Source organism: Nocardia suismassiliense, from assembly GCF_900269665.1.
Classification (GTDB): domain Bacteria; phylum Actinomycetota; class Actinomycetes; order Mycobacteriales; family Mycobacteriaceae; genus Nocardia; species Nocardia suismassiliense.
Map to the genome: position 1 here is coordinate 5221391 of NZ_LT985361.1, position 20564 is coordinate 5241954.

General features: G+C 68.0%; 19 protein-coding genes. 9 read left to right on the plus strand and 10 right to left on the minus strand.

Annotated features, from left to right (window positions below; genetic code table 11):
• The first annotated feature begins 7 nt into the window (after nucleotides 1–7).
• The 7 genes from DBO33_RS23230 to fabG are packed head-to-tail and all read left to right on the plus strand — an operon-like array spanning nucleotide 8 to nucleotide 7222.
• Entirely contained in the window at nucleotides 8–484 is a 477-nt protein-coding gene (locus tag DBO33_RS23230; protein ID WP_159080430.1) for a 3-hydroxyacyl-ACP dehydratase FabZ family protein, read from the plus strand.
• Nucleotides 481–1788, plus strand: a complete 1308-nt coding sequence (locus DBO33_RS23235) for a beta-ketoacyl-[acyl-carrier-protein] synthase family protein (RefSeq protein WP_107656931.1) — start codon at nucleotides 481–483, stop codon at nucleotides 1786–1788. Before DBO33_RS23230 ends, DBO33_RS23235 begins: the two co-directional genes overlap by 4 nt.
• Nucleotides 1785–2543, plus strand: a complete 759-nt coding sequence (locus DBO33_RS23240; RefSeq protein WP_107656932.1) for an SDR family oxidoreductase — start codon at nucleotides 1785–1787, stop codon at nucleotides 2541–2543. The genes DBO33_RS23235 and DBO33_RS23240 overlap by 4 nt, the downstream gene beginning before the upstream one ends.
• A gap of 22 nt (nucleotides 2544–2565) precedes the next feature.
• Nucleotides 2566–3393, plus strand: coding sequence for a class I SAM-dependent methyltransferase (locus tag DBO33_RS23245; RefSeq protein WP_107656933.1), 828 nt, complete (start codon nucleotides 2566–2568; stop codon nucleotides 3391–3393).
• A gap of 3 nt (nucleotides 3394–3396) precedes the next feature.
• On the plus strand, nucleotides 3397–4152 hold the full coding sequence (locus DBO33_RS23250; RefSeq protein ID WP_107656934.1) for an ABC transporter ATP-binding protein: 756 nt from the start codon (nucleotides 3397–3399) through the stop codon (nucleotides 4150–4152).
• Complete coding sequence (locus DBO33_RS23255) at nucleotides 4149–6497, plus strand: ABC transporter permease (protein ID WP_159080431.1); 2349 nt, start codon at nucleotides 4149–4151, stop codon at nucleotides 6495–6497. The genes DBO33_RS23250 and DBO33_RS23255 overlap by 4 nt, the downstream gene beginning before the upstream one ends.
• Nucleotides 6498–6517: 20 nt before the next feature.
• Nucleotides 6518–7222 (plus strand): 3-oxoacyl-ACP reductase FabG, encoded by a 705-nt coding sequence (fabG, locus tag DBO33_RS23260; protein ID WP_107656936.1) that lies wholly within the window; start codon nucleotides 6518–6520, stop codon nucleotides 7220–7222.
• On the opposite strand, the gene DBO33_RS23265 is transcribed toward fabG, so the two are convergent.
• Together DBO33_RS23265 and DBO33_RS23270 are read right to left on the minus strand one after the other, a co-directional pair.
• Nucleotides 7168–7941, minus strand: coding sequence for a response regulator transcription factor (locus DBO33_RS23265; protein WP_107656937.1), 774 nt, complete (start codon nucleotides 7939–7941; stop codon nucleotides 7168–7170). The genes fabG and DBO33_RS23265 overlap by 55 nt on opposite strands.
• A gap of 271 nt (nucleotides 7942–8212) precedes the next feature.
• Entirely contained in the window at nucleotides 8213–10399 is a 2187-nt protein-coding gene (locus DBO33_RS23270) for an aminotransferase class III-fold pyridoxal phosphate-dependent enzyme (protein ID WP_159080432.1), read from the minus strand.
• 306 nt (nucleotides 10400–10705) lie between these two features.
• On the opposite strand from DBO33_RS23270, the gene DBO33_RS23275 reads away from it, so the two are divergent.
• Nucleotides 10706–11326 (plus strand): PepSY domain-containing protein, encoded by a 621-nt coding sequence (locus tag DBO33_RS23275; RefSeq protein ID WP_107656939.1) that lies wholly within the window; start codon nucleotides 10706–10708, stop codon nucleotides 11324–11326.
• Nucleotides 11327–11334: 8 nt separating this feature from the next.
• On the opposite strand, the gene DBO33_RS23280 is transcribed toward DBO33_RS23275, so the two are convergent.
• Nucleotides 11335–12270, minus strand: coding sequence for an SMP-30/gluconolactonase/LRE family protein (locus tag DBO33_RS23280; protein ID WP_107656940.1), 936 nt, complete (start codon nucleotides 12268–12270; stop codon nucleotides 11335–11337).
• Nucleotides 12271–12381: 111 nt separating this feature from the next.
• On the opposite strand from DBO33_RS23280, the gene DBO33_RS23285 reads away from it, so the two are divergent.
• Entirely contained in the window at nucleotides 12382–13266 is an 885-nt protein-coding gene (locus tag DBO33_RS23285) for a LysR family transcriptional regulator (RefSeq protein WP_107656941.1), read from the plus strand.
• Between the two features lie 30 nt (nucleotides 13267–13296).
• Here the strand turns inward: DBO33_RS23285 and DBO33_RS23290 are convergent, their stop codons facing one another.
• From DBO33_RS23290 to DBO33_RS23320, 7 genes are all read right to left on the minus strand, one after another.
• Nucleotides 13297–14730, minus strand: coding sequence for a CYTH and CHAD domain-containing protein (locus DBO33_RS23290; RefSeq protein WP_107656942.1), 1434 nt, complete (start codon nucleotides 14728–14730; stop codon nucleotides 13297–13299).
• A gap of 69 nt (nucleotides 14731–14799) precedes the next feature.
• Entirely contained in the window at nucleotides 14800–16515 is a 1716-nt protein-coding gene (locus DBO33_RS23295; RefSeq protein WP_107656943.1) for a fatty acyl-AMP ligase, read from the minus strand.
• Nucleotides 16512–17249, minus strand: a complete 738-nt coding sequence (locus tag DBO33_RS23300; protein WP_107656944.1) for a 4'-phosphopantetheinyl transferase family protein — start codon at nucleotides 17247–17249, stop codon at nucleotides 16512–16514. The genes DBO33_RS23295 and DBO33_RS23300 overlap by 4 nt, the downstream gene beginning before the upstream one ends.
• The gene (locus DBO33_RS23305; protein WP_107656945.1) at nucleotides 17246–18004 is read right to left on the minus strand and encodes a thioesterase II family protein; all 759 of its coding nucleotides are present in this window, start codon (nucleotides 18002–18004) and stop codon (nucleotides 17246–17248) included. Before DBO33_RS23305 ends, DBO33_RS23300 begins: the two co-directional genes overlap by 4 nt.
• A complete protein-coding gene (locus tag DBO33_RS23310) occupies nucleotides 18001–19068 on the minus strand; it encodes an HAD-IIIC family phosphatase (protein WP_107656946.1) in 1068 nt (355 codons plus the stop codon). Before DBO33_RS23310 ends, DBO33_RS23305 begins: the two co-directional genes overlap by 4 nt.
• A 37-nt stretch (nucleotides 19069–19105) precedes the next feature.
• Nucleotides 19106–20260, minus strand: coding sequence for an acyl-CoA dehydrogenase family protein (locus DBO33_RS23315; protein WP_107656947.1), 1155 nt, complete (start codon nucleotides 20258–20260; stop codon nucleotides 19106–19108).
• Nucleotides 20260–20532 carry an acyl carrier protein gene (locus DBO33_RS23320; RefSeq protein WP_107656948.1) on the minus strand — a complete coding sequence of 91 codons (273 nt, stop codon included), beginning with the start codon at nucleotides 20530–20532 and terminating at the stop codon, nucleotides 20260–20262. Before DBO33_RS23320 ends, DBO33_RS23315 begins: the two co-directional genes overlap by 1 nt.
• Between the last annotated feature and the right edge of the window lie 32 nt (nucleotides 20533–20564).

Here is a 20564-nt window from a genome sequence, read left to right on the forward strand (position 1 = left end):
AGTATCCGTGCGGTTTCTCATGGTCGACGCGATCACCGAACTGGACGACGGACGCCGCGCCGTCGGTGTGAAGAATGCCGCGATGAGCGAGGACTACTTCGCCGATCACTTTCCCCAGCAGCCGATTCTGCCCGGCGTGCTGGTGCTGGAGGCGATGACGCAGCTGGCGCGCTGGCTGGTGATCACCGGCAGCGGCTTCCGCACCACCGTCGTACTGAGCGCGGTGCAGCACAGCAAGTTCATCGACTTCGCCGTGCCGGGCGATCGGCTGACCGTCGAAGTGGATCACCTCGACGGCGGTGGGCCGGCCGTCCCGGCACGGGAACTCGATTTTCGCGGTACCGCGCAGGCGCACGGACGCAAGATCGCCACCGCGACCTTCCGCTGCCGCAGCTACCCGCTCACGGACTTCGAGGATCCCGAAAGTACCCGTCGGCATTATCAAGTGCTGCGGTTGAACGGTTCGAAGGTGAGCGGGAAATGAAGCGCCGCGTCGTTGTGGTCGGTGCGGGAATTCTGTCCTGTCTCGGTGCCGACTACCGCGCGCAGTGGCAGCGAATTCTGGCCGCCGATACCGGATTACGGCGGCGCGACAGCGACAGTGCCGCGGAGCTCGGCTATTTCGGCGCTGTCGACGACGCCGTGCATCCCGTCGGCCCCGCCGACCGCAAGCATCTCAAGCGACTGACCAGAGCATCGCGGCTCGGCGTGTTCGCCGCCGACCTGGCGGTCGCCGACGCGGGGCCGGTCTTCCGCGCCGCGGCGGCGCCTCGGCGCGGAATCTACATCGGCTCCAACGAGAACGAGGACGAGCAGAACTATCTCGAACGGTTCACCCCAGTTCTGGCCACCGCCCGCCGCAGCGACGGCACCCTCGACTACGCCCAACTCGGCCATGCGGCGCTGCGCCGGGCGAAACCCGACTTCCTGCTGTCCGGGCTGCCCAACGCGGCGCTGTGCCAGATCACCATCCGGCACGAGATCTGCGGCGCCAACAGCACATTGGTCGACGGCTCGGCCATGGGTCTGTGCGCGGTCGGCCGGGCCTTTCGCGCCGTGCGCGACGGACGGGTGGACGTCGCGGTCTGCGGCGGAACCGATGCGGGCGCCGACGAATTCGCGCGCCTGGCGTTGCGCGAATTCGGGTTGACCTCCGCCTGCGCGAACGGAGTGCGCTCGGTCCGGCCCTACGACCGGTTCCGCGACGGATACATCTGCGCCGAGGGCGCCGCCGCGCTCGTGCTCGCCGAACTCGAGCTGGCCCGGGCGAACGACGCGCACGTGCTGGCCGAGGTCGTCGGTTTCGGTGCGGCCACCGATCAAGGCAGGCCGCTGTCCCCCGATCCCGGCGGCAGCGGCGTGCGCGGCGCGATCGCGCGCGCCGTCACCGATGCCGATATCGATCCCGACCAGGTCGGCTTCGTGTACGGACACGGTGACGCCACCGCGGACGGCGATCGTTCCGAGTTGCGCGGCATCGCGGAAACCCTGGCGCGCCACCGGCGCGTGCGGCTCACCGGCACCAAGGCCGCCACCGGCCACATGGGACCGGCCACCGATGTTGCCGAGGCGGCCTTCGCCTGTCTGAGCGTGCGCGACGGCGTCATTCCGCCGACGCTCAACCTCGGCAAGGTCGACCCTGCCGCCCGCGAGGTCGACGTCGTCGCGGACCGGCCGTGCGCACTCAACGCGCGGTATGCGGTCACGCTCAGCCGCAACGTGGACGGACCGGAGGTCGCCGCGCTGGTGCTCGGCGCACCACAAAAGGAAGAGAGGTGGGGTGCATGACAGCGGATCTGGCCGGACGCACCGTCCTGGTCACCGGCGGTTCCCGGGGCATCGGCCGGGCCATCGCGCTGGAGTTCGCCGACCGCGGCTCGGACGTGATCCTGACCTACTGGCGGCGGCGCTCGGCCGCCCGCGAGGTGGTCACGGAGATCGAACGCAAAGGCAGGCGTGCCCTCGCGCTGCGGGTCGACGTGGGCGAAAGCGACCAGCTGAAGCGGCTTTTCGGCGAGGTGGCCGAGCAGTGGGGCGGGTTGGACTTCTACGTCAACAATGCCGCGTCGGCCATCATGAAACCGTTGTTCGCGCTGGAGACCCCGCACTGGCGCTACACCCTCGATACGAACGTCACCGCGGCATTGTTCGGCTGCCGGGCGGCCTATGAGCTGATGCCGGGCGGTCGCGGCGCGATCGTGCTGCTGTCGAGCATGGGCGGCCGTCGTTATCTACCCAGCTACGGCGGTATGGGCGTGTGCAAGGCGGCGATCGAATCGATGGGCCGATACCTGGCCGTGGAGCTCGCGCCGGGGGTCAACGTCAACACCGTCTGCGGTGGGCTCATCGAGACCGAGTCGGTGCGCGCACTGGCGGGTGCGCAGGAGTGGATGCAGCAGGTGGCCGAGACCGCGCCGATGCGGCGCATCGGGCGGCCCGAGGATCTCGCCAAGGTGGTCGCGTTCCTCTGCACCGATGACGCGAGCTGGATTCGCGGCCAGACCATCGTGGTCGACGGCGGCGCCTCGCTGACGTCCGGATAACCAACGAGTAGGAGACGCTCCCGTGCGCACCGTGATCGAGGAAACCCGGGAAATCTACGACCTGACGCATCGTCAGATCACACTCACCCCGGCCGGTCAGGCCATGATGGCCTACCTCTGGCGGGACTGGGGCGGTTATCTCGGCCAGCTGAGCTGGACCACCGGAACTCAGTTGCGCGAGTTGACCCGCGCGACCGCGCTGGCGCCAGGAAAGGCCGGGCTCGATCTCTGTTGCGGCACCGGCGGCATCGCCCGCTACCTGGCCGCGACCACCGGCTGCACGATGACCGGCCTCGACTACTCCGCGCCCGCGATCGCCATCGCCCGGCGCGGCGCGGCCGACCTCCTTCCGCCGATCCGATTCGACCACGGCGACGCCCGCGACCTGCCTTATCCCGCCGCGACATTCGACGCGGTGGTGAGCGTGGACAGCCTCGTCATCGTGCCGGATCGGCATCGGGTCGTCGCAGAATGCGCGAGGGTGCTGAAGCCCGGTGGCCGTTTGGTCTGCACCGACGAGGTGTTGACCGGTCCGTTCCCGCGTGACGCGGATACGTTGCGCGCCTTGTCCGTCTACGGCCGCCTGTTCCCGCAGACGCCGTCCGGGTACCGGCGGCTGCTCGCGCACGCGGGCTTCGCCGACATCGATATCCACGACAGCACAGCGATGTTCGTCGCGATCAATCGACGATGGGCCGAGTCGTATCGACTCTTCGAGCCGCAGGGGCGAGAGGTGCTCGGCGACAAGCTCTTCGACGACGGGCTGGCCTTCTTCGAGACGCTCGCGGACCAGGGCGCGGCGAGCAGACTCGGGCAGGTCCGGGTGTACGCGACCAAACGGCCCGGCTGAGCGATGGTCCACTCCGGCCGCGAGCAGCGCGCGACGACGATTCCGGTCGCGCCGACACTCGCTGTGCTGCGGGGCGTGTCCAAGACCTTCGGCAGCGGCGACACCGCCGTCCACGCGCTCGCGCAGTTCGACTTGACCATCGCCGCCGGTGAACTGCTCGTGGTACTCGGCCCTTCGGGATCGGGTAAGACGACACTCTTGAACGTGCTCGGCGGCATCGAAACGCCGACCACGGGAACCATCAGCATCGACGGACGTTCACTCGCCGGACTCGACGCCAAGGGAATGTCGGCACTGCGCCGGGAATCGCTCAGCTTCGTCTACCAGTTCTTCAACCTCGTGCCGACTCTCACCGCCTACGAAAACATCGCGGTACTGGCCGAATTGACCGGCGGGGCGGTCCGGCAGCGGGTCGGCAAGGCACTCGCGCAGGTCGGCCTGGCCGAATGTGCGGACCGCTTCCCGGCCCAGCTGTCCGGTGGCCAGCAGCAGCGGGTGGCGATCGCGCGGGCGCTGGTGAATCGGCCGCGGCTGCTGCTGTGCGACGAACCCACCGGCGCACTGGATCTGGACACCGGGCGCAGCGTGCTCACCCTCCTGCAAGATCTGTGCCACCGCGACCGGCATGCCGTCGTGCTCGTCACGCACAACCAGGCCATCGCCGCCATCGCCGACCGGGTGCTGCGCATGCGCTCCGGTCATATCGTGGCCGCTGTGCGCCAGGAAGCGCCGACGGCCGCGAGCGAGGTCTCGTGGTGAATCCGCATCCGACGCTGCGCCGTAAACTCTTGCGCGACATCCGTATCCAGTGGTCCCAGTTCGCCGCGCAGGTGACCATCATCGTGCTGGGGGTGGCGCTGTTCACCGCGTCGTATGGCGCGTACCGGAACCTGACGGCCTCCTACCACGGGACGTTCGAGGCGGAGCGATTCGCCCACGTCTGGGTCACCGGCGGCGATTCGGCGGCCATCGCCGCCGGCGCACGCACGCTGCCGGGTATCGCGGACGTCGTCGTGCGCAGGCAAGCCGAGCTGCCGCTGCGGGTCGGCGCGGACAAGCTGCGTGGACGGATCATCAGCCTGCCTGCGGACCGGCCGCCCGCCGTCAACGCGCCGACGATACTGTCCGGCCACTATCCGACGGCGAACGAAGTGCTGGTCGAACACCACATGGCCGGGCACTTCGGATTATCCACCGGCGCAACGCTATCGATGCTCGGGCCGGAGGGCTGGCGTGAGGTTTCGGTAGCAGGTGTGGTGTCCTCAGCGGAGTACCTCTGGCCCGCCCGCAGCCGTCAAGAGATGTTCCCCGTGCCCGGCAACTTCGGGGTGATCTTCGCGCCCGAGCCGCTGCCGGCCACCGGCGTGACCGAACAAGTCCTGATCCGCTTCGCCGGAACCCCGAGCCCGGCCGCCCTCGACGGGGTCAGGAGCATAGCGAATGCTCTCGGCGCCACGGAAGTGCTGAGCCGCGCCGAACAGCCGTCGAACTGGTTGCTGCGCATGGACATCGACGCCTTCGGCGAACTCGCTTATCTGTTTCCGCTGCTGTTCCTCAGCGTTGCCGGACTGGTGGCCTATGTCCTGTTGAACCGGCGGGTCCAGGCCGAGCGTCCGGTGATCGGCGTGCTGCTGGCAGGCGGCATGGACCGGCGGACGATCCTTTGGCACTACCTGCAATTCGGCATCGTGGCGGGGTCGGCCGGGTCGCTCGGCGGAATCATGCTCGGGCTCGCCGGATCCGGTGCACTCAGCCGGGTCTATCTCAGGGCGATCGGCCTGCCGGAATCGGCGGCGGTCGTGCAAGTTCTGCCGATCACCATTGTCGGTGGGCTGGTCTTCGGCGTCGCGGCGGGCGCGCTCGGCGCGCTGGCGCCCGCGGTGCTCGCATTCCGTACACCACCCGCCACCGCGATGCGCGGATCCGCGCCGCTCGGTCCTGGCCGAATCAGCGTGCCGGAGCGCATTTTTCCCGCACTGCGACGGCTGCCCGCGCGCTGGCTACTGGTGCTGCGCAACATCGGCCGCAGTCCGCGGCGGACCTGGAGCACCGTGCTCGGCACCGCCCTGTCACTGCTGGTCGTCCTCACCTCGTGGACGATGCTCGACACCATGGCCGCGGCGCTGGACGTCTCGTTCCGTCAGGTGCAAACCGCCGATGCGCGAGTCGATTTCACCGGTCCGGTCGATCAGCGCAAGCTGACCGAGTTGACCAGCGCCGACGGTGTGGTGGCCGCCGAACCGATGGTGCAGTTGCCGGTCACCCTCACCGCGGACGGTGACACGTATTCGACCGCGCTCATCGCGTTGCCCCGCGACACCACGATGCACAGGCTTCGGCCGGTACGCGGCTCCCCCGCCACCCTGTCCGGAGACGGCATCCTCATCGGCAAAGGCGTCCGACACCTGCTGCGAGTCGGGCCCGGCGATACCGTCGCGGTGAAAGTACCTGGCGTGCAGGATGTTCGGGTACCGATCGCCGGGGTGCTCGATGAACCGATCGGCGCCTTCGCCTATCTGTCCATCGAACAGCTCGACGAGCTGGCGGGGGCGCCAGTGCCGGTCAACTCGGCTCTGCTGCGACTTGCGCCGGGCGCCGACCCCGAGCAGATCCGGCGCGAGTTGTCCGGCCGCACCGGCATCGCGGCCTACGAGGACCTGGACGCGCTGAACCGGCTGATCGATCGGTACGCCGGATTCTTCTTCGTATTCATCGGGGTGATGCTCGCGCTGGGCGGTGTGCTGGCCTTCGCGATCATCTTCACCACGATGTCGATCAATATCGTCGAGCGACGCCGCGAGGTCGGCGTGCTGCGGGCGGGCGGTATGCCACCGGGGATGCTGGCACGGCTGATCACCGGCGAGAACCTGCTGATGACGCTGCTCGGCATCGCACCGGGTCTGGCGCTCGGGGTACTGGGCGGCCACAGTTTTCTGTCCACGTACTCCAACGATCAATTCCAGCTGGAGCTGGTCGTCCGGCCGAGCACGCTGGGCCTTGCCGCGCTCGTGGTCCTAGCGGTCGCGACCGTGTCGCTGCTACCGGGACTGCGCGCTGTGCACGGCCTCGACCTGGCCGCGATCATCCGCGAACGCTCCGACTGAGCCGCCCGGGAGGTGCGCTGATGAACCACTCCGCCTTCGTCACCGGCGGCAACCGCGGCATCGGACTCGCCATCGCCCGCGAGCTCGCGCGCACCGGCAGACCGGTGGCCGTGACCGTGCGGTCGGGTGCGCCACCCGACGGATTGTTCGGTGTGCCTTGTGATGTCACCGATGCCGGGCAGGTCGACACGGCGTTCGCCACCATCGAACAGGAGCTCGGGCCGGTCGACGTGCTCGTCGCGAACGCGGGCATCACCAGGGACGTGCTGCTGGCGGCGATGACCGAGGACGATTTCGCGTCCGTGGTCGACACCAACCTGGTCGGCACGTTCCGGGTGATCAACCGGGCCGCCCGGACCATGATCCGGCAGCGCCGCGGCCGGATCATCCTGGTCTCTTCGGTGACGGCGCTGCTCGGTTCGGCGGGACAGACCAACTATGCGGCGTCCAAGGCGGGCATGATCGGGCTGGCGCGCTCGCTCGTGCGGGAACTCGGCGCCCGCAACATCACCGTCAATGTGGTCGCTCCCGGCTTCGTGGACACCGATATGACGGCCGCGCTGACACCGCAGTGGCGAGCCGAGGTCACCAGGAAGATCCCGCTCGGTCGCATCGCCGGCGCCGACGAGATCGCGCGGGTGGTGGCCTTTCTCGCCGGCGACGACGCGGGCTACATCACCGGCGCGGTGATCCCGGTGGACGGCGGGCTCGGGATGGGCCACTGACCATTTCGGGACCGGCCGTTGACCTGCTGCGGGACGGCGGCCCGGCCGTTGCCCGCGCTGCCGTCGAGCAGCGCGATCAGTCCGGTCTCGTAGGCCACCGCGACGGCCTGGCCCCGCGTCGCCACCGCCAGTTTTTGCAGCACGTGATGCACGTGACTGCGCACGGTGGTCGCCGAAACCGACAGCTGGCGGGCGATTTCGGCGTTGGAGCGGCCGTGCGCGAGCAGGCCGAGCACCTCGGCTTCGCGCCGGGTCAGGCTCCCGGCCACCTGGATGTCGAGGTTGCGGGTGACGCTGGAGGCCACCACATGATCGAGGCCACCGATGATTTGTGGCGGGACTACGAGCCGATTTCCCACCGCGACTACCCGGATGGCACAGAGCAATTCGAACGGCGAGCAGCCCGACGACAGTAAAGCGCGCACGCCCGCCCGCACCAGTTTGACGGCGCGAGCCACGTCCTCCTCCGTCATGACCATGATCACCTTCGAGGCGGCGACGATTTCCGCGAGGCGGTGTTTCCCTTCGACCGCGCCGACGAGCAATACCACATCGGGTGCGTGCGCCTTTATGGCGCCGAGCAGGCTGTGCCCGCCGGCTACGTCGTCTACGACATCGATGTCGGGCTCACGATCGAATTGGACGCACAGACCCGACCGCATCAGGGCACTGTCCGCACAGACCACCAGGCGAATTGTCACCGGTCTGTGCGCCGTCATGCCCGATCCACGGCATTCGCTCACCGCACCGGAGAGCGGTACGGTAACAGGTCCGGTGATCGTGCCGGGAAGTTGCTGTGCACGCCATTCTGCCGAGTTGGTTCCATTGCGTGACAAGACATTTCACGCTCCCATCGGTCCCAGCGAATGTTCACCAGGGTAGCACGTTATTGTTTGATTACCGCGATGTTTCATCCGGACGAGCACTGTGCAATTCAACAATTCTCGATGTGCACATTGCCGATTTATCGAAGCCCCGATGATGCAATTCTCAATCGAGCGTCCGGTCCTTTCGATCGCCGTAGGTCTCGCGCACCCGCAGTACCGCGGCCGCAATTTCGCGACCCGCCGTGCCGAGTATTGAGCCCAGGGTGGTGCGATCCACCGTCCAGCGCGGCAGTCGCTCGAGAAACGCACCGACCTCGGCCATGGCGGCGATCAGTTCCGGCGCACCGTCGCCCGCCGTGCTCGGCGCGAACCGCATCTGCAAAGTAATTGCGCCGCAGCGTTTTCCGATCAGCCGGGCGACGACCGCCTCGGCGTAGTTCTGCACCGACGGGCGCGGCCGCGCGCCGATCGCGCGTGACGACAGCACCAGCCTGCCGAGCAAACCGACCCGCCGATAGCCCGCGAACAGCGGTGATCGCGCCGCTCGGCGCAGCATGGCGTCCATGGCCGCCGCGATATCGGCTGCCCCGTGCCGGTCGTGCTCGGCCGCCTCCAGCGCCGCGCAGGCCAGCCCGGCCGCCAGGTCGTTGCGGTAGTGCGTGCGCAGCCAGTGCGCCATATCCGGTGCCGCGCGCGACATCTGCGTGAAAACCTCGGCCGAGGTCAGCGCCGCGCCGATCGGGACGAGTGCGTCGCTGAGCGCCTTGGACAGCGCCACCAGGTCCGGCCGGAGGCCGCGACCGGTACAGGTCAGGAAGTTGTCGAGGTCGCAGCGCCAGAAACCGGTGAAGACCTCGTCGACCCCGACCAGGAAACCGGCCGCCGCGCGCCGGTGTTCGATCTCGGCGAGTACCTCGCGCGGTATCTCGACACAGTCGTAGCCTTGCACGAGTTCCAGCCAGACCAAGGCGATGTCGTTGCGCCGCAAGGCCTGCCGCAGTCCGTCGATATCCGCGATATCGACCTCGATCACCTCGACCGGGTACGGGCTGAAGGCGTGCTGATCGCGGTCCCGGAAGAACGAACTCGTCCTGCTCAACGCCAGCGACATGGGGCCCTTGCCGGAATAGTTGCCCCGACAGGTGAGTACGGTCGCGCGGCCGGGCTTGCAGCACAGCGCGGCCAGTATCGCGTTGTCGACCGCGCTCTGCCCGCTCACAGCGGGCAGCATGATCGGCAAGCCGGTGAGGCGCGCCAACATGCTTTCCAGCCTTGCTGTTTCGTCGCCTGACATACCCGCCGTGCGAATCATTTCGGGCGAGTGCACGTTGTGCCCGCGGAACGCGGGGCCGGTGCCGGACGCGAGGTCGGTGTAGGTGCGCGTGCCGTGCCGGTACCTGACGCCCTCGGCGCGGTCGAAGGTCATATTGATGGCCGCGAGATCGATCGACCGGGTCTGCCAGGTGTTGCTGTGCATGCGCAGGCGGGCACTGCGGGTGAATCTGTTGTGCCGCATGCGGTGTATCGCCGCGCGTTCGTGCCGATCCGTCGGCCGCCAGCGCGTCAAGGTCTCGCCCAGCATCTGCATGGCCAGGCCGTTGCCGCCGAAGGTCGACACGTGCGCGATGCTGTCCATCGTATTGTTCCAGAGCGCGAACATCTCACGGGTGAACGAGACAGTGCCGCAGGGCATCTCATTGTCGACCGCGACTTCACCCAGGAACACCAAGTCGGCGGCGGCCACCGAGCAGCGCAGGGTTTCCAGTGCGGCCGCGTCGCCGAGCAGGCCCCACGCCACCGCGGCACCGCGCGCACGCGCGACCTCGATCGCGCTACGCACCGGTGCCAGCCTGTCCAGCGCAAGACCGTCGACGACCACCACAAATGCTGACCAGCCCGGGTCGATCCGGTGCAGAAACTCCTCGACGGTGCCGACAATCGCCATGCCGTCGGCGACGAGCTCGGGCAGACCGGGGACCGCGTGCCCGAGCGCATAACGCGCGGTCCCGGTCGGATCCAATACGAGAATGCGGCACGAGCCTGCGCTTCCCGCGCGATTGTGCCTGTTACGCAAGTACTTCACGACCGTGCCGAGTGCCTCGACGCCGGAATTCACGAATACCGAATGCCATGCGACGCCGGTGGTATCGCCCCGGCTGAGCATCCGATGCAGCAGGTACGCCGCGACGGCGCCATCGGGCGGCACATAGGTGCTGGCCAGCACCATATTCGGCGACTTCGCCGCGACCCGCTCGGCCAATATTTCGCGCACCCGTGCATTACCGGAAAATGTGGCCGGAATTTCCTGCCGTGCGTCTTGCGAGTCCCCCGGAGCTACACCGGTCGACATCGGCATGCTCCTTGCTGCACTCGATATAAATATGTGGCTCGCCGAGGAGCCACCCGCCCACCGGGCATGATCAATTGAGGTCAAGAATAACGCCGGAACGGCCGCCTCATCATCGGTCGAACGATGATATGAATATCAACGCTTGTCGGATAAGCACCGGCCGCTGCTCCGCCCGCAGGCCGGGCCGCCCGCGTTCGGCCCATTGTTTAGCGCCCGCATACCCGGGGCATACCGGCCCTGTCGCGGCGTCGCCGACGATTGCTGCGCGCATTCCGAAGTTGGCTTGTTCGACAGGGAGGAATAGCGATGAAAGCGGTACTGATCACGCCGATCGTGGTTGCTGCGGCGGTAGCAGCGGCGTCGTGCGGTAACGACTCAGGACAGGACTCGGCCGATCCCAGCACGGCGGTGTCGGTGATCGGCAGTTCGACGGTGTCCGGCGCGCCAGACGCGGCCCCGGTCGACCTGGCGCACCACTCGTTCCCGGTGAGCCCCACCGACGCCCTCAACGCCGGCAAGAAGAACTTCGACGGCACGCTGTCGAAACTCGAACTGGAGCGCGAGGGCGTCAACACCCGGAATACCTACGTGTACAAGGTGGAACTGCTCTCCGATACAGAGAAGTACACCGTGCAGCTGGCCGCCGATTCCGGCGCGGTCATCTCCGAGCACAAGGAGAACCTCGACGCGGACGAACGCGGCACCGAACGGACCCGCAAGGCGGTCGACTACGACCGGGCGGTGCCGCTGAACGACGCGATGGCCACCGCCTCGAAGGCCCGCCCCGGCGCGATCGAGAAGTGGAAGATCGAGGGCAAGGACAACTCGGCGCAGTACGAGTTCGATGTCCAGCAGCCCGGCGCCACCGATGACGACTACGAGGTGCAGGTCGACGCCTACACCGGTCAGCTGAAGACCACCGGGTAAAGCACCCGCTACCAGGGGTCGCCGACCGCGACGGCGGTGTACGGCGTGGTCGGCTCCGGTGGCGTGTCGAAGCGGGCGTTCGGCAGATAGAGGCGGTCGCCGAATGCGGCGACGGTAGAAGGCACGTCGAAGCGTGGGTCCGTGAGTCGCCGCTGGACCGTGCCGCTCGTTCCGGCGGGGTCGAGGTCGATCACGGCGATCGCGTTCTGCCTGTTCTGCACGACAAGCAGACTGTTGCCGCGCAACAGCAGACCGTCGCCGTGCGGTACCGACTCGGCGCCGAGATCCACGCGCCGGGTGATGCCTGTCGCCGGGTCGGCCCGGAACAGCTGGCCGGTCACCGACTGCACGATGATCAGGGCCGTGCCGTCCGGAGTGCGCACGATGCCGTTGGCGTTGAATTCACCTGGGACATAGGCGATGTCGCCGGTCAGCGGGACGCGCACCACCGCATCCGGTGACGGCAAGCCGCCGTCCGGGCCGATCGGCAGGTGGTACAGCACCGGTGCGCGTGAATCGGTGAACCACGCGCCCGCAGGCGTCAGCGCCACATCGTTGACGAAAGTATCCGGCGGCGTGCCGAATTGGTAACTCGCCAGCACCGCGCCGGTGGCGGCGTCCACTATGCGGGCGTCGCCCCCGGTGCCGCCCGCGACGAAAAGCCTGCCGCGGTCGTCGAGGTGGAGGCCGAGGGTCTGCGTACCGGTTCCGGGACTCAGCACAGCGCCCTGACCGGTCACTAGATCGGCGCGGTAGATGGCGCCGTCCGCCATAGATCCGATATAGGCCACCGGCCACTTTCCGATCGCGATACCTTCCGGCCGGAACCCCGCCGGTAGATCGATCGTGGTGGGAAACAACGGTTCTCGGGCGGCCGCCTGGTTCGTGGGAGCGAGCGCCCCGACGCAGGCCAGCGCCACCGCGATGCCGAGCATCCGCCTCATCTCAGAACCTCCTGCGCTGCTGCACTTTTCATACGATCAGTCTGGCCCGGCGGCGATCCATGAGTCCAATGCATGTTTGTCATCCGATTGATCGCGGGTCAAGATTGATCCATGGAGCTCCAGCAGATGCGTTACGTCCTCGCCGTCGCCGAGACGAACAGCTTCACCCGGGCCGCCGAGCGCTGCCTGGTGGTGCAGTCGGCGCTCAGCCACCAAATCGCCCGGCTGGAGAAGGAACTCGGTGCGCGGCTGTTCGAGCGCACCAGCCGCCGGGTGCGGCTGACCCCCGCCGGAGCGGCGTTCCTGCCCGCCGCCCGCCAATGCCTGGACGCCGCCGACCGGGCGGCCGCCGAGGTGGCCGCGGCCGTCGGCGAGATCCGTGGGCACCTCGCGGTCGGTCTGATCCCTACCGTCACCGCAGTCGATATTCCCGAGGCCCTGCGCGACTTCCGCGCGCGCTATCCGCACGTACGCATCAGTTTGCGGGTCGGCGCCAGCGACGATCTGATCGACCAGGTCGCGCACGGCACGCTCGACATCGCCTTCCTCGGGCTGCCGACCACCGCACGCCCGCAAGGCGTCGCGGTGCACGAACTGGCCCGCGACCGACTGGTGGCGGTCGTCGCCCACGACCACCCACTCGCCGCCGAACCCACCACCGACCTGCGCAGGCTCGCCACCGAAGTCTTCGTGGACCTGCCGGCCGGCACCGCGGGCCGCAACCAATCCGACGAGGCCTTCGCTGCCGCAGGCCTCACCCGTGACGTCGCCTTCGAGGTCACCACCGCCGACTACATCACCCGGCTGGTCGCCCCCGGTCTGGCCGTCGCCATGCTGCCCGCAGGCTACGCGCCCCGCCTCACCGAGGTCGTCACGATCGAAATCACCGACGCGCCGATGCGAGTCGAGTACGTCATCTGGAACCCTGCCACTCGCACTCCGGCCGCCAGTGCCTTCCTCGGCATTCTCGACATTCCCACCGCCCGCGAGTCCTGAAGCATCACAGGGGTTCGCAGGGGCCGCGCCCTACCTGGCCGCGGCGATTTCGGCGATCCTTTCTCGTGCGTCGGCCGCCGCGTGCTTCTCGTTGGCGTACAGCAGGCCGAAGGTGAAGCCGTTCTCGTCGGCTGCGGTGCCCGCCGCGGTCGCGGTGCGCCAGAGGAAGGCGGCCGAGACGACGCTGTCGTTGTGGTCGCCGAGCACACGCTGGATTTGCTTGTAGTGCTTGATGTTCGACTTCGCCTGGGCGCGGTCGCGGACCGGTTCTTGGAGTTCGGCGGCGTAGCGGGCGCGTTTGGCGGCCTTGCGAGCGCGGTGCAGGGATTCGTCGCGCTGATCCTCGAGCGCGGTCTCGAGGCGGCGATCGGCTTTGCGTGCGGCACGGTCGGCGCGCTGGACCAGCTTTCGGCCCTTGATCCGCGGGCCGAGGGGCGGGTGCGACTTCCATTCGCGCAGCGTCGCAAGGAGTTTCAGATAGCGCGGAGAGTTCATGGCCTCGGCGAGCTCCTTGCGGCTGGTGAGCTGCTTGCTGAGCAGGGTGCTGTCGATGCGCGTGGCAACCGGGCCGAGCACGAGTTCGAGGGGCAGTTCGCTGATCTTGTCGGCGAGATGGCGGCGTTGCACTTGGCAGTCGCGTACCTCGCCGAGCAGGCCTGCGAACCACTTCAGCTCGTCCTCGATGTCGGCGATCGCCGGGGGATCCAGCAGTTTGCCGAATACGCGCAGCGTGCTGCGCAGGCGCCGCGAGGCGACCCGGGTGTCGTGGATCGGGTTCTCGCCGCGGCGCAGCGCGATGTCACCAGTGAACATCGTGTCGATCTGGGCGGTCATGTAGTCGTAGATCGCGCGTTCGGCGTCGGTAGTGATCTTCGGCCCGGACCGCGCGGGCAGCACGCGAGACAGCTTGGACGGATACGTCGACGGCCGTGCGCCCGCATCCACCAGGCGATCTACCAACACTGTTGGGGCGGTGTCGGTTTGCGGGCCGAGTTCGATCTCGATCTCTCGCCAGTCGAGGGGGTCCGCATCCTGCTCGGCGGGCGTCGTGTGCACCGTGTCGTCATCGACCTCGACGACCAGCTCGCCGTCCGCGCCGAAGACGCGGTGCCGTGTGCGCAGGGTTCGAATCGTGGTGACCGGGTCCAGTTCCTTACCCAGTGCGACGCCGGTGACCAGGTCGGCGAGTTCACGCGGCAGGTCGTCGGACAGTGCGGCGGTCAGTTCGACGCGGCCGTCCTCCTGCGGGACCTTCAGCTGCCAGCCGGACTCGTCGGCCCCCGTTCGGCGGCGCAAGGTGACGTTCTGGGCGAGCAGGTCGTGGTCCGTGGTGTCGAAGTACGTGCTCGTCAGCTCGACCTGTGTTGTCTCGACCCGGCTGCCGGGGACGAGATCATCGAGCGTCGGCAGCGTGCAGGCTGGGTCGACGTCCCATTTACTTTCGCGTTCCAACTCGTCCTTCATCGGTACTGCGTTCCCTGTCCGGCACAGGTGAAACAGCTTCGACCGGTAGCCGCGCGACCGTGAACAGGATCAGGGCAGCACGGTCAGCGCACCGTCGCGATACTGCTCGCGGACCGCGTAGCGGCGGATCTTGCCACTGGAGGTCAGCGGCACCGAGCCGGTCGTCACCAGCACCACATCGTTGAGCCGCAACCCGTGATGCTCACCGACCGCTCGGCGCACGGCGGTGACGATCTCGGCCTTTGCGGTGGCGTCGGGGTTCTCGCCTCGGTTCACCTCGGCGACCACGACCAGGGCGGGTTCGTCGCTGTCGAGCACCTGGAACGCCACGCAGCGGTCGGGACGCAGCGCCGGATGCGAGTACATCGCGGAGGCTTCGATATCGGACGGGTAGTGGTTGTACCCGTCCACGATGATGAGGTCCTTGCTGCGCCCGGTGACGTACAGCTGACCCTCGTGCACGAAGCCGAGATCACCGGTGCGCAGGAAGTGCCCGGTGCGACCGGCCACGGTGGCGGCGAAGGTCGCGGCCACCGCCTCCGGTGCGTCCCAGTACCCCTTGCCGATGCTGTCGCCGCGCAGGCAGATCTCGCCGACCTGCCCTTCCGGCAGCGGCGTCAGCGTCTCGGTATCGGCGAGCACGAGTTCGTAGGCGTCGTTGAGCTGACCACTGGCCACCAGCCGCCGGCCACCGCTGGCCACCGGTTCCACCCGCCCCTTGGCGAGCGCCGTCGGGTCCACCTCGACCGTGGTGAGTCCGCTGCCGGCCGGGCCGCCGGTCACCAGCAGCGTCGCCTCGGCGAGGCCGTAGCACGGGAAGAGGCTGTGCGCGTCGAAGCCTGCCGCACGGAAGTGGTCTGCGAAGGTGGCCATGGTCTGCGCGCGCACGGGTTCCGCGCCGCAGAGTGCCACCCGCAGCGGTGACAGGTCGTAGTTGCCGACCTGCTCGGCAGGCACCCGCCGCACGGCGAGCCCGAAGGAGAAGTTCGGGGCGACGGTGTGGGTGGCCCCGAACCGGGACATCGCCGCGATCCAGCGGGCGGGCCGCTGCACAAAGGCCAAGGGCGACATACTGATAACGGTGGAGCCGCTGTACACCGGATAGGTGACCATGCTCAGCAGACCCATGTCGTGGAAGGTCGGCAACCAGGCCACCCCGACACCGGCGCCGATCTCGTCGGTGACCAGCCGCAGGTTGGCGAGGACGTTGTGGTGGGTGAGCACGACCCCCTTCGGTTCGCCGGTCGATCCGGACGAATACTGCAGGTGCGCAACGCTGTCCGCCGTGACGCCTGGATCGCGGTACCCGTCCGCCTCGGCGAGATCGATGCGATCGGTGACCACCGTGCGCAGCCCCGCGAAACCGTCGGCCTCGGCCAGCACCGGGGTCAGCAGCGGCTCGATCTCGGCGCCGGTAAGTAGCAGTCGCGCACCGGAATTGGCGGTGATGGAGGCCAGTCGCGCCAGGCTGTCCGCCAGCTTGTTCGGCTGCGGCGGCGCCACCGGCACCGCGATGACACCGGCATAGAGGCATCCGTAGTACGCGACAACGAATTCCAGGCCCGGCGCATAGAGCAGCAGCGCCCGCTCCCCCGGCTGGGTGATGCCCGCCAGATGCGCGGCGACGGCGCGGGCGCTGCGGTCGAGCTCCGGCAAGGTCAGTGTGGCGGTGACCTCGTCACCGTCGCCCAGGTGATGGAAACGCACCTCGTCCGGCGTGGCCGCGGCGCGTATGGTCAGCAGCTCGACGAGGGTGGCCGGTTCGACCGGGGAATTGGTTGTCATGCTTGCACTCCTGAGGTCCGGCGACGGAGATTCGCTGCGACACCAACCGATTCGGCCGGGCGCAGCGTGAAACGAGGTTCGGGGTGGTCGCCGACGAAGGCACCGGCGTGCCACGAGTTCAGGCCGAAATGCTGGACGTACGCCGTCGGCAGGTCACCATCGACTGCTGCGATCACGGCGCGTCCGTGGTGATCGGCGCGCAATTCGATCGCGTCGGGCGACACCGTCAGGCCGTTACCCAGCCACTTCAGGTAGCTCTCTTTAGCAACCCAGTGATGCAGAAATCGCCGCCGATCGGTACCTACCCTGGCGGCTTCGCGCGCTGTGAGCACCCGTGGCGCCAGCCCGTCCAGGTCGAAATCGGTGTCCACCGACTCGACGTCGACGCCGAGCGATCCCGAACCGGCAACAGCGACGACAGCGAGCCCGTGGGTATGAGTGAGATTGAATGCCGTTGCACTGCCTGCCAATTCCGGCTTGCCGTGGCGCCCGGTACTGAAGGCGAGCTCCTCGGGAAGACTTCCCGTATAAGCCGAAAGCACCCGCCGCAGCGCGGCTCGGGTGCGAATGAAGTCGGCCGTGAACTCGGCGGTGTCGAACCGGGTGCTGCGCACGAACTCCGCGGCGGACAACACCCGGCGATCCTCGGCGCAATGCTCACCCGTCAGCCGCACCCACCACAGTTCGACCTCGTCGGACGCGATCGTCCGCCGCAGCGCGGTGCCGCCGATCATGGCGACCCCACCACGCAGTCCCGGACGTGACGCAGCGCGGCGTCGCGGTGCGAGATCGGGAAGAAGTGCCCGCCGGGCACCATGCGGATGTCGACCCCGGCCGAGCCGCACTCGTGCCACTGCTCGAGCTCGGTCGCGTTCACGTGCGGATCGGCGCTGCCGCTCAGCACGGTGATCGGGATGTCGAGCGGCGGGTCCGGCCGATACACATACGTCTGGTCGACCCCGAGATCCGCCCGCGTCAGCGTGAGGACCGACTCCCGCATCTGTTCGTCGGCGAGCACCTCCGCCGGGGTGCCGCCGAGCATGCGCACGATATCCAGCAGCATCTCGTCGGAGGCGAAGCGGATCCACGGCAGCCGCGAAGGGTGGTGCGGCCCACGGCGTCCGGACACGATCAGCCGGGCCGGACGCGGCCCGTCGCCCGCGCAGAGCCGACGTGCCAGCTCGTAGGCGATGAGCGCGCCCAAGCTGTGCCCGAACAGCACGAACGGCGTCCGCCACGCACCCTCCATCGCCGCGAGCAGGTCGTCCAGCAGCGGGGTCAAATGCTCGAAAGGCTCGTCCCGCATGCGCATTTCGCGCCCGGGTGGCTGCAGCGGCACCACGTCGATGTCGGGGTGCAGCTGTTTGCGCCACGGCAGGTAGGTCGAGGCGCCCGCCCCGGCGTGCGGCAGGCAGTACAGGGTCGTCGCCGCGCCGCCGATCGGCGGGTACGGCATCCACTTTCGGGTATCGATGGTGGGCGCGTTCATAGTCGGGCCGCCGTGGTGGCCGTCTCTACCGTCAGATAGTCCGGCGGGGGCGGAGGCGGTGCCGTCGAAGCGCCCAGCAACGTGACGCCGTCCTCCTCGCCGATCTCCTCGAAATTGGCGAATCGGTACGTGATGTACATGATTCGGTTCCGATCGGTCGGCACGTACTCCGCGACCAGCCGCGCACCCTCGGCCTGGGCCAGCCGCACCACGTGGTTGAGCAGCACCGTCCCCACGCCGCGCGAGATCACCCGGCACGACATGAGCAGCAGCTTCAGCCGCCATTGCGTGGCACCGCGCTCCACCAGTGCGAGACCGATCTGCCCGTAGGTCCCGTACTTGTCTTCCAGTTCGGCCATCAGCAGCAGGTGATCGTCGGACTCGGCAAGGGCGGCAAGCTCTTCCGCCGAGTACATGATTCCCGTCGAGTTCAGCTGATTGGTCCGGACGACGAGTTCCTCGGCCCGGCCGATGTCGGTGGCCCGGGCCGGACTGATCGCGAAACGCATACCGAGGGTGGCGAGGAACTGCTCATTGGTGCCGGAGAACCGTTCCTCCGCGGTGGTGCGTTCGATGCTCGCCCGGTACATCTGGCGGCGCATCCGCGAGTCGGCGGTCACGTGCTTCGGCTGGAATTCCGGCCGGTCCACCAGGGACATCGCGTCCACGGCGTCGATGCAGAGCACCTCGGGATGGGCGAACCGGACCTCGTCGCGCTCCAGCTCTTGATCGTCGACGAAAGCGAGGGTGTCGATCCCGATATTGAGCCGCTCGGCGATCGCCGCGACCGAGGCGGACTTGTTGTCCCACCCGATCTGCGGGTACAGGAAATACTCGGCGATCCCCAGCTCGGCGAGCTTGGCCAGCGCGATCTCCGGATCGTTGCGACTGGCGACCGAATGCAGGATCCCGCGTTCGTCCAGCGTGGCAATGGTTTCCCGGATCCCCGGCTTGAGATCGGTGACCGTGGCGTTCTCCAGCAGGACACCGTCCCACAGGGTGTGGTCCAGATCCCAGACCACGCACTTGATCTGGCGGGGACGCTTACCGACATCCGAGTTCATCGAATTTCCTTAGCCTCTGCGCTGTTCCGGTCGTGCATCAATCAATGGCGATGACGCGTGCCTGATTTCGGCACGCGTCGGCGGCGATGAGGATGTGTTGCATCTGCGTGCTGCCCTCGATGATCTCCATGACCTTGGCATCGCGCAGATAGCGGCCGACCGGATATTCGTCGGTACAGCCGCGCGCACCGTGCAATTGGACCGCGTCGTTGGCCGCGGCCGCCGCCGCGGTGGCGGCGAACTGTTTGGCGATGCAGGTCGCCATGATGGTGTCGGGGCTGCCGGTGTCCTTGAGCCGCGCGGCCTGCCAGACCAGCAGCCGGGCCGCCCGGGTGTTGGTGGCGATGGTGGCGATCATCTGCTGCACGAGTTGGTGTTCGCGCAGCAGCGCGCCGCCCTGGTGGCGCGTATTGGCGTAACTCACGCAGGCATTCAGACACGCTTGCAGGATGCCGACACACCCCGCGGCGACACTGAATCGCCCGATATCGAGCACGCCGGTCGCGATGGCCAACCCCATGCCCTCGGGTCCGATGAGCGCGTCGGCGCCGACTTCGCAGTTGTCGAAGACGATCTCGGCGACCTGGCTGCCCCGGGTTCCGGTGATGTCGCGCACCGGGATTCGGCTGATGCCGGGGTTCGCCGCCTCCACCAGGAACGCGGCCGGACCCACCGCAGTGCGCGCGAAGACGAGCAGCACGTCGGCGAGCTGGCCGCCGGTGACCCAGACCTTGTGGCCGTCCAGCACCCACCCGTCGTCGGTGCGCCGCGCCGACGCCTGCAACGCGGCGAAGTCACTGCCGGCTTCCGGCTCGGTGAGGCAGAACGCGCCGAGCGCGTTCCCTGCGACGAGGTCGGCCTTCCACTGCTCCTTTGCCGTGTCGGTCCCCCAGCGGTCCAGCGCGTACAGCGCCATCGAGTGCACGGTCAGCAGGCTGCGCATGGACGAACAGCCGCGGCCCACCTCCTCGTGCACCTCCGCGAGAGTGGTCATGCCCGCGCCCGTACCACCGTCGGCTTCCGACAGCACCGCACCCCACAGGCCTCGTCCGGCGAACTCGGCGATGATGCTCGGGTCGATCCGGGCCGCCTGATCGAACTCGGCAGCCCGCGGCGCGACCACCTTGTCTACGAACGCGGCGATCTCGGCCCGCGACCACGCGCCGACGCCGGACTCCGCCTGCACCGGCATCACGCCACCTCGGTGGCCGCGCCACCGCCGTTTCGGCGGTCGAGCCGGCCGACCAGGTCGGTCATCACGTTCACCGTCCGGAAGTTGTCCAGCATCAGCTCGTCGTTGGGGATGCGGTCGCCGAGGTGCTGCTCGATGAACATGACCAGCTCCATCGCGAAAAGCGAGTTGACGAAGCCGCTTTCGAAGATGTCGTGATCGTCTTCGAGCCGGCCGTCGGGGAATCGCCTGGCGACGAATTCACGGATTTCGGAACGGGCATCGGAGAACATAACTGCGTCCTGTCGGTAACGGGGGCAAAGGG